We start from the raw sequence: 12,751 nt of genomic DNA on the forward strand, positions 1-12,751 counted from the left end.
CGGTCAGGTAGTCTAGGCGTCACCTTCAAGACCGCGCCCTGCTACATGAAGTACCGATTGGCCCCCCGTGTCGCCCTGCCCTTGATCGCGGCTCTGGCCGGCTGCGCCACCCATGCCCCGGCCGCCAACCGGAGCAGCACGGGGACGGCAAATTCGCCAACCGCGAACGCGACCTCACAGAACAACGGCCGGAGCCGGCCCGCGAGCGGCGGCGCTGAGAGCCGCGCCGGGCAGAGCGCGCCGGCCGGCGTCGACGGCCGCGACGCCGCCGGCTTCGCGCGCTGGGTCGCCGGTTTCGTGCGGCGCGCGCAGGCCCAGGGCGTATCCGACGCGACCCTGAATAGCGCCTTCGCCGATGTCGAGTTCTTGCCGCACGTGATCGAGCTCGATCACCGTCAGCCGGAGTTCAACCGCGCAATCTGGGACTATCTGGACACCGCGGTATCGCCTACGCGGATCGTGCATGGCCGCGACAAGCTCGCCACCTATCGAAATACGGCGAATCGGGTGGCCGCACGCTACGGCGTGCCGGGTGCGGTGATCGTCGCGATCTGGGGCATCGAGAGCAATTACGGCGCCAACTTCGGCAACTACGAAACGATCGATGCGCTGGCCACGCTCGGCTACGACGGGCGCCGCGAATCGTTTGCCGAGAACCAGCTCTACGCGGCGCTCAAGATCCTCGCCGCCGGCGATATCAGCCGGTCCGAGATGCGCGGCTCCTGGGCCGGCGCGATGGGTAACACGCAGTTCCTGCCCACCAGTTTTCTGGCTTACGCCGTGGACGCCGACGGCGACGGCCGGCGCGACATCTGGGGCTCGATCCCCGATACCATGGCCTCGACCGCCAATTATCTGGCCGAAAACGGCTGGCGGACGGGCCAGCCCTGGGGTCGCGAGGCGGTGCTGCCGGCCGGCTTCGATTACGCCCAAGTCGGCGGCGAAACCCGCAAGTCGACCGCCGCCTGGCGCGCGCAAGGCGTGCAGGCGATCGATGCCCGCGGCCTGCCGGATTTCGATTCGGCGGCCATCATCGCGCCGGCCGGCGCCTCGGGGCCGGCTTTCATGGTGGGGCCGAACTTCCGCGTGATCCTGCGCTACAACAACGCCACCAGCTATGCGCTGGCGGTCGGGCTGCTATCCGATCGGATCGTCGGCGCGCCCGGCGTGCGGCAATCCTGGCCGCGCGCCGAGAAGAGCCTGTCGCGCGATCAGGTGCGCACCCTGCAACGCGACCTGAACATCCTGGGTTATGGCAGCGGCGCGCCGGACGGCATCGTCGGGCCGAATACGCGAAAGGCGGTGCGCGCCTTTCAAGGCGCGCACGGGATGATCGCCGACGGTTTTCCCACCCAGAGCCTGCTCCATAAGGTTCGGGCCGCCGTCGGCGGTTAGGAAGTTCTAACCGCTATTCGTGCCCGGCGATCCGGTGGGGCGCATAAGGCGCTTCCAGCTTCGACTTTTCGTCCTCGGTGAGGGCGATGTCCATCGCCGCGACGGCATCGTCGAGATGGCGCTGCTTGCTCGCGCCCACGATCGGCGCGGTCACCTGCGGATGCGCGGCCACCCACGCGAGCGCGATCTGGGCCATGGATACGCCGCGGGCTTCGGCGACTTCGCGTAGAGCGCCCACGATTGAATCGTCCGACTCGGCCGCGCCGAGCTTCCATTTCTCGGTCATTTGGTCGGTCTGCGAGCGCTTGGACTGGCCGCCCGTGCCCTGGGTCTTGCCGGCGAGCACGCCCCGGGCCAGCGGGCTCCACGGGATCACCCCGACGCCCTGATCGGCACACAGCGGCAGCATCTCGCGTTCTTCCTCGCGATAGACCAGGTTGTACATCGGCTGCATGGTCACGAACCGGGTCCAGCTGTTTCTCGCGGCGATTTCCTGGCATTTGGCGAACTGCCAGGCATACATCGAGGAAGCGCCGATATAGCGCGCCTTGCCGGCCTTGACCACGTCGTGCAGCGCTTCCATGAACTCTTCGACCGGCGTGTCGTAGTCGAAGCGATGGATCTGGTAGAGATCGACATGATCGGCGCCCAGCCGGGCAAGCGATGCATCGATTGCGTGCATGATGTGCTTGCGCGACAGGCCGCGGTTGTTCGGCCCGTCGCCCATCGGATTGTAGACCTTGGTCGCCAGGACGAAATCCTCGCGATCGGCGTAGTCGGTGAGCGCCTTGCCCACCACGCGCTCGGATTCGCCCTTGGAGTACATGTCGGCGGTGTCGAAGAAGTTGATGCCGTTATCCAGCGCTTTCTTGATGAACGGCCGGCTGGACGCCTCGTCGAGTACCCATTCCCGCCATTCCGGCGTGCCGTAGGTCATTGTGCCGAGACACAGCGGCGAGACCCGCGTGCCGGTCGAGCCCAGTTGTTTGTGTTCCATGAATCGGGAGGTCGGGATATGTATGTGTCTTACAATAATTGCCGTTATCGGACGCCACAAGCTCAGCCGGCATTCACGCGTGATGTGGCGTGATACCGTTCGCGGCTCGATTTTCGTACGGCGACATCCGTGGAACGCGGCATCACGCTCACCACGCTGCTGGAGATTCTCGAATCCAGCGGCACCAGCGAACGACTCACGCTCGGAGAAGTGCTGGCGACCATCGGCGAGCGGGGCTATGCGCCGCTGACGCTGATCCTGGCGCTGATCGCGATTCTGCCCACGGGCGCGGTGCCCGGGGTGCCGACGGTCTGTGGCGCGTCGATCGCGCTCGTGTCGATCCAGCTCGTCTTCGGCAAGCGCTGCCCGTGGCTGCCGAAAAAGCTGCGCGCGCTGTCGATCCGCCGGACCCGTTATACGCGGGTGGCCGAACGGGTGCGGCCCTGGACCCGGCGTATCGATCGTCTGGTCAAACCGCGTCTGCCCTGGCTGGTCGAGGGCGCGGCCGCGCGCGTGCTCGGGCTTTTGTTCGTGGTGCTCGCGCTGTGCATGCCGCCGCTCGAGATCCTGCCGTTCGCCGCCGCCGCGCCGGGTGGCGGTATTGCGCTGATCAGCCTCGGGCTGGCGGGGCGCGACGGGCTTTGGGTACTCTTCGGCCTGATACCGGCGGCGCTGGGCGGCTGGTTGATCTACGGCCTGGTCGGCTTATAACGGTGTCGGCCGTGCGTGTATTTCCGGCTCCTCGAATACAGGCTCGGCGCGGTGGCGATTCGGGAGGTCGACGATATCGCCTGTCGTAGGAATCCGCTCGAAAAGAGCCATTACACCTGCGGCTTCAGTGCCGAAACCGAGATCAAGCGCAGCGATTTCGGCATGAACGCCTATCCGAAACTGGTTGGCGACCGGGTGGAACTCTCGATCGAGGCCGAGGCCAACAAGCCGGTCACGAATAGCTGATCGATCGAAGCCGGTCAGGCGCCCGGCAGCTCGGCCGAGGTCACGATCTCGCCGATACGCGACAACTGCCGGATCGAGGCCTTGTGATCCTCGATATCGTCGGTCGCGCAGGCATCCTCGATCACGCGGATGCGGTAATCGCGATCGTGGCCGTCGCGAGCCGCCGACTGGACCGCCCAGCTCGTCGATACGCCGCATAAATACAGCGTATCGATCGCGTTGGCGCGCAGCAGCGCTTCCAGCGGCGTGGCGTAGAACGCGTTCACGCGGGGCTTTTGCACCACGAACTCGCGCTCGGCGTTGGCCGGAGTCGCATCGAGCGTTTCGTGAAATTCCGTGCCCCAGGCGCCCAGTTGGAGCACGCCGTTTTCCTTGGCTTTGCCGAACAGCGGCGAATGGCTTGGGCATTCCGCGTAACCCGGCCCGAAGCCGACCTTGACCAGCACCACGAACCAGTCGTTGGCGCGGGCATGCGCCAGCGCGGTGTTGGCATGCTCGATCACGCCGCGCTCGGCGACCTGCGAGGCCGCCCCCGCCATCGGGCTGTCCGGGTGCACGATGTCGTTGATGAAATCCAGGGCGATCAGGGCGGTGGTCATGGTCGATCCTCGATGCAGTGATCGGCCCACCTTACCAGTGGTAGCGTGCGGGCAGGTTAGGCTTCGAGCGCCATCCAGCGTTCGAACGCGGCCTCGAGCTCGGCCTGAATCGCGGCATGGGCCTCGGTGGCTTTCTTGATTTCGGCGGCATCGCGCTCATAAAAGCCGGGTTCGCCGAACAGCGCCTCGCTGGCGGCCAGATCGGCTTCGAGTTTGTCGATGCGGCGCGGCAGATCGCGCAGTTCCTTGCGCTCGGCCGCCGACAGGGCGGATTCGGACTTGGGCTTGGGTTGGGGCTTGGGCGCCGCCGCGGATTTGTTCGCCGACGCGGCCGGCGCCGGATCGGACGGCCGCTGGCGCAGATAATCGGAATAGCCGCCGACGTAGTCGCCGACGCGGCCGTCGCCTTCCATGACCAGCGAACTGGTCACCACGTTGTCGAGAAAATCACGATCGTGCGAGACCAGCAGCAGCGTGCCGTCGAAGTTGGTCAGGCGTTCCTCCAGCAGTTCCAGCGTTTCCACGTCGAGATCGTTGGTCGGCTCGTCCATGACCAGCAGGTTGGCGGGCCGGGTGAACAACTTGGCCAGCAGCAGACGGTTGCGCTCGCCGCCGGACAGCACGTGCGTAGGGCTGCGCGCCCGCTTGGGCGAGAACAGGAAGTCGCCGAGATAGCTCATCACGTGGCGGTCGGCGCCGTTGATGGTGACCGACGAGCGCCCGCCGGCGACGTTGTCCAACACGCTGATATTGTCGTCGAGCGCGGCGCGATGCTGGTCGAAGTGGGCAATCTCGAGATTGGTGCCGAGCTTGATCGTGCCGGCATCGGGTTCGAGCTGGCCCAGCAGCAGACGGATCAACGTGGTTTTGCCGGCGCCGTTGGGCCCGATGATGCCGATCTTGTCGCCGCGCTGGATGGTCGTGGTCAGGTTTGTCACGATTGGCGTCTCGCCCCAGGCATAGGCGAGTTTTTCGGCCACGATCACGTTCTTGCCGGACCGGGCGGCGTCCTGGGTCACGATGTTGGCGGTGCCGGTGCGCTCGCGGCGCCGGGCGCGCTCGGCGCGCATGGCTTGGAGCGCGCGTACACGTCCCTCGTTACGGGTTCGCCGGGCCTTGATGCCCTGACGAATCCAGGTTTCTTCGGCGGCCAGACGCTTGTCGAACTCGGCGTTGGCTTTTTCTTCGTCGGCGAGCGCTTTGTCCTTGCCTTCGAGAAATTTGTCGTAATCGCCGGGCCATGAAGTCAGCCGGCCGCGATCGAGATCGATGATGCGGGTGGCCAGATGGCGTAAAAAAGCGCGGTCGTGGGTGATGAACAACAGCGCGCCGTTCCAGTTCGCCAGGATCTCTTCGAGCTGGGCGATGGTGGCAATGTCGAGGTGGTTGGTCGGCTCGTCCAGCAGCAGCAGATCGGGATCGCAGACCAGCGCACGCGCCAGCAGCACGCGGCGTTTCTGGCCGCCGGACAAGGCGATGAAATCGGCGTCGGGATCGAGCTGCAGCCGGCTCAATGTGGCCTCGACCTGTTGCGCCAGCGTCCAGCCGTCGTGCGCCTCGACGTCGTTCTGGGCCTTGGAGAACGCAGCCATCACGTCTTCGCCGGCCGACAGCCGCGCGGCCAGATCGTGAAAACGCGCGACCGCTTCGCCGGCCGCGCCCAGCCCGGCGGCCGTCACGTCGTAGACGCTGCCATGGGTGGCGGCCGGCACTTCTTGTTCGAGACGCGAAATCTTCAGGCCCGGCTTGCGCTCGCGCTTGACCTGGTCCGGCTCGATCTCGCCGGCGACGATCCGCATCAGGGTCGACTTACCGGTGCCGTTACGCCCGACCAATGCCACGCGCTCGCCGGCGGCGATGGACAGTTCGGCACGATCGAGCAGGACCTCAACGCCGTAGGACAGCGATAGTTCGCGAAGTTGCAGCAGCATGGACTGTATGGGGCGGAATAAATCGGCCGCTATTGTACGCGCCCCGGCGGCGCTGCACGCTCCGATTCAAGAAAACATTTTTATCTGCAGATGAACGCAGATACACGCAGATTAAGAAAAACGGACCGGGGACTCGCCCATTGGATCGGACTACATTTCGTGAAGTTACAGAAAGAAAAATATCCGCCAATAAACGCCGATGTAAGACATTTCGCTTTTTATTTACGTTTATTTTGTGTTCACTCGCATACTTATGCCTGTAAAGCCATGCTTATAGATATCGGAAGATTGCTGGTATCCGCCGTCTTCATCTGCGTTAATCTGCGTCCATCTGCGGTTAGTCCGGAAAGAATCTTTCTTCGAACTACGAAACAGGAAGGCTGCCGGCGGCGTCGCGGGTGGTGGCCGAGCGGTTTAGAATCGGCCGGTTGTTGTATGTCGCGGAAATGGCATGACCGATAGTGTCTGGATTGCGGTGGCGGTGGTGGCTTTGTTGATCGGCGCCGCGCTCGGCGGGTTGGTGGCGCTGCTGGTCGCGCGGGCCAATCGCGCCGAGCTCGTCTCGAACCTGGGCGCGCTGCGGCGCGAGCATGCCGCGCGCGGCGACTCGTTGGAAAAAGCGCATGCGGAACTGGCCGGCGCACGTAGCGAGAACGCGCGGCTGACCGAGCGGCTGGATGCCGAGCAACGCCATGCCGAGGACAAACTCAAGACCTTGACCGAGGCGCGCGAGCAGATGACGCATCAGTTCAAGACGCTGTCGCAGGAGATTCTCGACCAGAAGACCAAGACCTTCAACGAATCCAGCAAGGCCAGCCTCGAGCCGCTGATCAATCCGCTGCGCGAGCATATCGGGCGCTTCGAGAAGCAGGTGCGCGAGGCTTACGATAAAGAAAACAGTCAGCGTTCGGCGCTCGCGCGTCAGATCGAGCTTTTGCGCGAGTCGAATCAGGCCATCGCCGAAGACGCGACCAATCTAACCAAGGCTTTGCGCGGCGAATCGAAGACCCAGGGCAACTGGGGCGAGATGATTTTGGAGACCGTGCTGGAGCGCTCGGGGCTGGAAAAACCCGCGCAGTACGAAACCCAGTTCCACAGCACGACCGAAGAGGGCAAGCGTCAGTTGCCGGATGCGGTCGTGCACCTGCCGGAATCGCGCTCGCTGGTGATCGATTCCAAGGTCTCGCTGACCGCCTACCTGCGGGTTCAGGAAGCCGGGGACGACGATACACGCCACACCGCGTTGACCGATCATATCGCCTCGGTCCGGCGCCATCTCAAGCAGCTGTCTCAAAAGAATTACCAAGGGATAGCCACAATCCGCACGCTGGACTATGTGTTCATGTTCGTGCCGTCCGAGGCCGCCTATGTCGAGGCGCTGCGCGGCGATTTCGATCTGCAGCGCGAGGCGCTCGAGGCTAACATCGCCCTGGTGTCGCCGACCACGCTGATGCCCATGCTGCGGGCGGTGGAAAACCTGTGGCGGCTCGACAAGCAGGAAAAGAACGCCGAGGCGATCGCCGCCCGCGCGGGTGCGCTCCACGACAAGTTTGTCGGCTTCATTACGGATCTGGACAAAGTTTCGCGAAACCTGAAAACCGTGAACAATTCGTTCGCCGACGCCCGCAAAAAGCTCATCGACGGCAACGGTAACTTGATCAATCAGGCCGAGAAGCTGCGCGAAATGGGCGCGAAAACCTCGAAGCCCATGCCGGAAAAATGGCGCGAGGCCGGCCAACTCGGCGCCGACCGCGCCGCCGCGCGCGAAAAAGACGAGTCCGCTTTCGACGCGGCCGATCGAAGGGAAAAGACAATCGACGACGAGGCGAGCGAGATATGAGCATCTCCGTCCGGGACCGCCTGGCGGCGCTACGTGAGGCCATGCCGCCGATCGAGCCGGCCGCGGCTGAAAAGCTGCGCGTCGGCGGCGCTTGGCTGGTCGATATCCGCGAAGCCGACGAGATCGCCCAGGGCACGCCGGTGGGCGCGAAGCCGCTCGGCCGCGGTTTTCTGGAAATGCGGCTGGAAGCGGAAGGCGCGGCGGCCGACGACACGCTTCTGCTGCTGTGCGCCTCGGGCTCGCGTTCCCTGCTCGCGGCCGATCAGCTGCGCCGGCTCGGCTATGCCGACGTACACTCGGTCGCCGGCGGTTTCGATGCCTGGAAAGACGCCGGGCTCGCCTTTGAAACCCCGCCCACGCTCGACGCCGGCGAGCGCGCGCGCTATGCCCGTCAGCTCACGCTGCCCGAGATCGGCGATGCCGGGCAAACCCGACTGCGCGATGCGCGCGTGTTGGTGATCGGCGCCGGCGGGCTGGGCAGCCCGGCCGCTTTGTATCTGGCCGCGGCCGGCGTGGGGCACCTGGCGATCGTCGATCACGACACGGTCGACCGCTCCAACCTGCATCGCCAGATCCTGCATCGCGACGCCTCGGTCGGCCAGCCCAAGGTGCGCTCCGCGCAGGCCACGCTCACCGCGCTCAATCCGACCATCGAGGTCGTGCCGGTCGAGGCCCGCGTCGCGCCCGACAACGCAGCCGATCTGGTCGCGGGCTATGATCTGGTGATAGACGGGTCGGACAACTTTTCCGCCCGGTACGCGATTAACGATGCCTGCGTAGCGGCGCACATCGCGCTCGTTTACGGCGCGGTCGAGCGGTTCGCCGGCCAAGTCGGCGTGTTTCCGGCCGGCGGGGCGCCGTGCTATCGCTGCCTGTTCGCCGAAGCGCCGCCGGCGGGATCGGCCCCGACCTGTGCCGAGGCCGGGGTGATCGGCGCGGTGCCCGGCCTCGTGGGCACGCTGCAAGCCCTGGAAGCCATCAAGCTGATCGTCGGCATGACAAACACGCTGTCCGGCAAGTTGCTGTCGTTGGATGTACGCACCCAGCGCTGGCGCACGCTCTCGCTGCCGGGTAACCCGGATTGTCCGATCTGCGGCGGCGGCCAGCGCTAGTGTAGTGTCGGCGCTTCGACATTGGTCCACTGTCGCAAGCGCCGCGGCGGCCGCTATGATGCATCCGTTTATATTCATTGATTCAAGAGCCTGTTCATGAACAGGCTCTAAGCCGCTGGGGGGCGCATGCCGGCTTTCTATTTGATCGTGATCACGCTTGGGGCTTTCTACCTGGGTTATCGCTTTTACTCGAAGTATCTGGCCGAGCGCGTCTATGCGCTGGATCCGAACTTCAAAACGCCGGCGCACGAACTGTCCGACGGCGTGGATTTCGTGCCCACCAACAAGTACATTCTGCTGGGTCATCACTTCACGGCCGTGGCGGGTGCCGCGCCGATCGTCGGCCCGGCGATTGCGGTGTACTGGGGCTGGCTGCCCGCCATCGCCTGGGTGATCCTGGGCACGGTGTTCGGCGCCGGCGTGCATGATTTCGGCGCTATCGTAACCTCGGCCCGCAATCGCGGCCAGAATATCGGCACGCTTTCGGGCAAGGTCATCAGCCCACGCGCGAGCACGCTGTTTCTGCTGATTATTTTCTTCCTGCTGACGCTGGTCAACGCGGTGTTCGGCGTGGTCATGGCCATTTTGTTCGCCAAATTTCCGGGCTCGGTCATACCCGCGGTGATCGTGATTCCGATCGCCATGTGCATCGGCCAATGGGTCTACCGGATGAAAGGCGCGGTGCTGATCCCGTCGCTGATCGGGCTGGTGCTGCTGTATGCGGCGATCCCGGTCGGGCAGATGTTTCCGGTGCGTATCGACGGGTTGGCCGATATGCTGGGGCTATCGGTGCGCACGACCTGGATCATCCTGGTGTTCGCCTATACCTGGTTCGCCTCGCGCCTGCCGGTCTGGCTGCTGCTGCAGCCGCGTGATTACATCAACGGCCAGCAGTTGCTGGTGGCCTTGATTGTGATCTTCGCCGGCGTGATCGTGGGCTGGGACCAGATCGTGGCGCCGGCCGTGAACCACGCCGCGACCGGGGCCAAGCAGTGGTTTCCCTATTTGTTCATCACCATCGCCTGCGGCGCCATTTCGGGTTTTCACAGCCTGGTAGCCTCGGGCACCACGTCCAAGCAGATCAACAAGGAAACCGATGCCCGCCAGATCGGTTATCTCGGCGCGCTGGGCGAGGGCTCGCTGGCTCTGGCGGCGATTCTGGCCTGTACCGCGGGCCTGGGCGGCGCCGCCGACTGGAACACGGCCTATGCCAGTTTCGGCGCGGCCTCGGGCGGCGCACTGGGTAATTTCGTGAGCGGCGTGGGCCATTTCCTGTCCAACCTCGGGGTCAGCGCCGCGCTCGGCGCGTCGTTCGCGGTGGTGGTGGTGATCACTTTCGCCGGCACCACCATGGACACCGGCATCCGTTTGCAACGCTATATTCTGGAAGAGATCGCCGAGCTGGCGGGCTTTCACAGGCTGGTCGGCAAGACCACGCTGCTGACCACGCTGGCCGTGCTTATCCCGCTGGCGCTTTCGCTGGTGCCGGGCGGCGACAGCGCCGGCGGCAAGGGTTTTGCCTTCGGCCAGCTCTGGACCTTGTTCGGCACCACCAACCAGCTGACCGCCGGCCTTGCGCTGTCGGTGATCAGCGTTTGGGTGTTGGCGCGCAACCGTAACCCGCTGGCTGCCATCGTGCCGCTCGTGTTCCTGCTGTTCATGACCAGCTGGGCGCTGGTGCTCAATCTGGTTGCGTTCTTCCAGGAGGGCAGCTGGCTGTTGCTGGTCATGGACGCCGGCATCGTGATTCTGACCGCCTGGCTGATCGTCGAGGCCGTGACGGCGCTGAACCGCCAGCGCAGCGAGCGCGCCTCGGCGCCGGCCGATGAGCCGTCGTGAATCCAGCCGCCGTCTGGGCGCCGGTCACCGTCTGATCTTGATCCGCGAGCAGGATGCACAGCACAGCGGCTCGGGCTGCTGCGGCCGGCTCGGCGAGGCCCATACGGCTCTGGGTGGCGCCGCCGATTTCAGCCACAGCCGCGCGCTCATGGAGGCGCTTGGCGTGGTCTATCGGCGCCTGCGCGACGTTGCGCCGGGGTTGAGCATCGACGTGGTCGACTCGCGCAACACAATCTGGCTGTACCCGGCGGTTTGGCGCGCGTCGCGTCGGGCCGGATACGGCCTCGGCGCGTCGCTGAAAAATTTGTCGCGCGCCGGCGCGGCCACCGCCGTGGTGCTCGACGGCGACGTGCTGTTCTCGGGCGCATTGCCCGAGCCGGATTCGGTTGTCGCGGCCGTTATGGCGCATCTGCACACCGCGTGCGCGGCCTGATGACGAGCGGCGCGCGATTGCATGGAGGCCCCGATGGCTGACGACAAAAGCCTCTGGCGCCGCATCAACGACTATCACGACGAACTGTTCGTCGCGCCCTGGCGGGCAAGCATCGCCCGCGAAGCGCGCAAGGAAGAGGACGTGCTCGTCGCCTTGCTCTTTCTCGAAGCGCTGGGCATTCCCGGCCCGGCCGATTATTTCGCGCTGGAGCTTTATCCGGACCTGATCGAGGCGTTTCATCGCTGGCACCGGCGTATGGGCATGGAAACCTTCCCGGAAGCCGGCGTGTGCTGCTGACGCGATGGCGATAGATCACACGCATCACGACGAACCCACGCGCTTCTTCCTGTTCGGCGGCAAGGGCGGGGTCGGCAAGACCACGTTGGCGGCGGCGCATGCGCTGCGTCTGGCCGCCGCCGGCGAGCGTGTGCTGCTGGTGTCCACGGATCCCGCGCATTCGGTGTCCGACCTTTTGGGCACGGCGCTGGGCGACGAGCCCACCGCGGCCGGCGATAACTTATGGGCGATGGAGATCGATCCGACCGCCGATGCCGAGCGGTATGTGGATTCGATCCGCGAGGATGCGCGCGAAGCGGTGTCCAAGGCCGTGCTGTCGGCGCTGGACCGGCATCTCAAGCTCGCCGTGCAGGCGCCCGGCGCCGCCGAATCGGCGCTATTTGATCGTTTCACGCGGCTGATGGACGCCGCGCCCGGCGACTACGATCGCATCGTGTTCGACACCGCGCCTACCGGCCATACCTTGCGGCTGCTCACGTTGCCGTCCATGCTCGGCGCCTGGGTGGAAGGGCTGGCCGGGCAGCGGGCCAGGGTGAACCGCCTGCAGGGCATGTGGCGCTCGATGGCCGGCGTGTCCGAGCCGGATCGCGACGACCGCGTGCTGTCGCGGCTGCGTCGGCGCGCCGATCGGTTTGGCCGCGCACGCCGGCGGTTGCATCGCGAGGCCCTGTTTCATCCGGTTTTGTTGGCCGAACGTCTGCCGATCGAAGAGACCGTACGCCTGATCGAACAACTCGAAGAAGCCGGCATTCCGGTCGGCGAACTGTTCGTCAATCGCCTGTGGCCGGCGGATACCGGCAGCGATTTCGTGGCCGAGCGCGTCGCGCAACAGAGCGAATATCTGGCCGAGATACGTGAACGCTTCGCCGGCCACGCCCTCGTGGAAGTGGCGCAGAGCGCGCGCGATATAGTCGGCCGCGATCAACTCGAGGCGTTGGCGCAGCGTATCTCGGACACGGCAGAGCCCCATGCCTGAGCCACGTCCGGCGCGCCGGGCGATGATCCCGGCACTGGTGCTGTTGTTGAGTCTGGGCGGCTGTCCGAGCCTAGCTACACAGACCTTCGCGCCATCGAATGCCCGCGGCGTGCGCTACGACGGCTTCATGGCCTATGCGGCGTTCAGCGATCTGGCGGTCGAAGGGGCGTTCGAGCATGCCCTATGCCAGCGCCTGCATGCCGCCGGTCATGCCTGTGAGACCATGCTTCATGCCGCGCCGCCTACCGAAAAACAGACCGGTGCCAGCCGGCGTCGGGCGGCCGAGACCAGCGGTGCTCAGGCGGTCGTCATGGTGGAACTGGCCGATCCGGATACAGCTTCGCGGCGGATTCTGGCGAACGGCCAGCCGGGTTA

General features: G+C 65.3%; 13 protein-coding genes. 10 read left to right on the forward strand and 3 right to left on the reverse strand.

The features are described from left to right. The first annotated feature begins 45 nt into the window (after window positions 1-45). Window positions 46-1,395, forward strand: coding sequence for a lytic murein transglycosylase (locus tag VFJ08_RS05685; protein WP_414707039.1), 1,350 nt, complete (start codon window positions 46-48; stop codon window positions 1,393-1,395). A gap of 13 nt (window positions 1,396-1,408) precedes the next feature. On the opposite strand, the gene VFJ08_RS05690 is transcribed toward VFJ08_RS05685, so the two are convergent. Continuing rightward, entirely contained in the window at window positions 1,409-2,392 is a 984-nt protein-coding gene (locus VFJ08_RS05690) for an aldo/keto reductase (protein ID WP_324996061.1), read from the reverse strand. A gap of 129 nt (window positions 2,393-2,521) precedes the next feature. Between VFJ08_RS05690 and VFJ08_RS05695 the strand changes: the two genes are divergently transcribed. Together VFJ08_RS05695 and VFJ08_RS05700 are read left to right on the forward strand one after the other, a co-directional pair. After that, a complete protein-coding gene (locus tag VFJ08_RS05695) occupies window positions 2,522-3,103 on the forward strand; it encodes an exopolysaccharide biosynthesis protein (RefSeq protein ID WP_324996063.1) in 582 nt (193 codons plus the stop codon). Between the two features lie 15 nt (window positions 3,104-3,118). Beyond that, on the forward strand, window positions 3,119-3,349 hold the full coding sequence (locus VFJ08_RS05700; RefSeq protein ID WP_324996065.1) for a YceI family protein: 231 nt from the start codon (window positions 3,119-3,121) through the stop codon (window positions 3,347-3,349). A gap of 14 nt (window positions 3,350-3,363) precedes the next feature. Here VFJ08_RS05700 and VFJ08_RS05705 read toward each other — a convergent pair whose 3' ends face one another. Both VFJ08_RS05705 and VFJ08_RS05710 read right to left on the reverse strand, forming a co-directional pair. After that, entirely contained in the window at window positions 3,364-3,948 is a 585-nt protein-coding gene (locus VFJ08_RS05705; protein WP_324996067.1) for a cysteine hydrolase, read from the reverse strand. A gap of 56 nt (window positions 3,949-4,004) precedes the next feature. After that, entirely contained in the window at window positions 4,005-5,879 is a 1,875-nt protein-coding gene (locus VFJ08_RS05710) for an ATP-binding cassette domain-containing protein (RefSeq protein ID WP_324996069.1), read from the reverse strand. Window positions 5,880-6,330: 451 nt separating this feature from the next. On the opposite strand from VFJ08_RS05710, the gene VFJ08_RS05715 reads away from it, so the two are divergent. From VFJ08_RS05715 to VFJ08_RS05745, 7 genes are all read left to right on the forward strand, one after another. Continuing rightward, complete coding sequence (locus VFJ08_RS05715; RefSeq protein ID WP_324996071.1) at window positions 6,331-7,719, forward strand: DNA recombination protein RmuC; 1,389 nt, start codon at window positions 6,331-6,333, stop codon at window positions 7,717-7,719. Continuing rightward, a complete protein-coding gene (gene moeB, locus VFJ08_RS05720) occupies window positions 7,716-8,831 on the forward strand; it encodes a molybdopterin-synthase adenylyltransferase MoeB (RefSeq protein WP_324996073.1) in 1,116 nt (371 codons plus the stop codon). The genes VFJ08_RS05715 and moeB overlap by 4 nt, the downstream gene beginning before the upstream one ends. A gap of 126 nt (window positions 8,832-8,957) precedes the next feature. After that, window positions 8,958-10,670 (forward strand): carbon starvation protein A, encoded by a 1,713-nt coding sequence (locus VFJ08_RS05725; RefSeq protein ID WP_324996075.1) that lies wholly within the window; start codon window positions 8,958-8,960, stop codon window positions 10,668-10,670. Continuing rightward, window positions 10,657-11,103 (forward strand): hypothetical protein, encoded by a 447-nt coding sequence (locus VFJ08_RS05730; RefSeq protein ID WP_324996077.1) that lies wholly within the window; start codon window positions 10,657-10,659, stop codon window positions 11,101-11,103. The genes VFJ08_RS05725 and VFJ08_RS05730 overlap by 14 nt, the downstream gene beginning before the upstream one ends. Before the next feature lie 33 nt (window positions 11,104-11,136). Then, window positions 11,137-11,400, forward strand: a complete 264-nt coding sequence (locus VFJ08_RS05735) for a cory-CC-star protein (protein WP_324996079.1) — start codon at window positions 11,137-11,139, stop codon at window positions 11,398-11,400. Between the two features lie 4 nt (window positions 11,401-11,404). After that, window positions 11,405-12,376, forward strand: coding sequence for an ArsA family ATPase (locus tag VFJ08_RS05740; RefSeq protein ID WP_324996081.1), 972 nt, complete (start codon window positions 11,405-11,407; stop codon window positions 12,374-12,376). Then, window positions 12,369-12,751: hypothetical protein (locus VFJ08_RS05745; RefSeq protein ID WP_324996082.1), on the forward strand; the 383-nt coding region annotated here is incomplete at its 3' end. The genes VFJ08_RS05740 and VFJ08_RS05745, both read left to right, overlap by 8 nt.

This window comes from Salinisphaera sp. (assembly GCF_035690525.1).
Taxonomy (GTDB): Bacteria; Pseudomonadota; Gammaproteobacteria; order Nevskiales; family Salinisphaeraceae; genus Salinisphaera.

Excerpts from the sequence above, each read along its gene's own strand:
- VFJ08_RS05685 (WP_414707039.1), top strand. The coding sequence starts at position 46 with ATGAAGTACCGATTGGCCCCCCGTGTCGCCCTGCCCTTGATCGCGGCT.
- VFJ08_RS05690 (WP_324996061.1), bottom strand. The coding sequence starts at position 2,392 with ATGGAACACAAACAACTGGGCTCGACCGGCACGCGGGTCTCGCCGCTG.
- VFJ08_RS05705 (WP_324996067.1), bottom strand. The coding sequence starts at position 3,948 with ATGACCACCGCCCTGATCGCCCTGGATTTCATCAACGACATCGTGCAC.
- VFJ08_RS05710 (WP_324996069.1), bottom strand. The coding sequence starts at position 5,879 with ATGCTGCTGCAACTTCGCGAACTATCGCTGTCCTACGGCGTTGAGGTC.
- VFJ08_RS05715 (WP_324996071.1), top strand. The coding sequence starts at position 6,331 with ATGACCGATAGTGTCTGGATTGCGGTGGCGGTGGTGGCTTTGTTGATC.
- moeB (WP_324996073.1), top strand. The coding sequence starts at position 7,716 with ATGAGCATCTCCGTCCGGGACCGCCTGGCGGCGCTACGTGAGGCCATG.
- VFJ08_RS05725 (WP_324996075.1), top strand. The coding sequence starts at position 8,958 with ATGCCGGCTTTCTATTTGATCGTGATCACGCTTGGGGCTTTCTACCTG.
- VFJ08_RS05730 (WP_324996077.1), top strand. The coding sequence starts at position 10,657 with ATGAGCCGTCGTGAATCCAGCCGCCGTCTGGGCGCCGGTCACCGTCTG.
- VFJ08_RS05735 (WP_324996079.1), top strand. The coding sequence starts at position 11,137 with ATGGCTGACGACAAAAGCCTCTGGCGCCGCATCAACGACTATCACGAC.
- VFJ08_RS05740 (WP_324996081.1), top strand. The coding sequence starts at position 11,405 with ATGGCGATAGATCACACGCATCACGACGAACCCACGCGCTTCTTCCTG.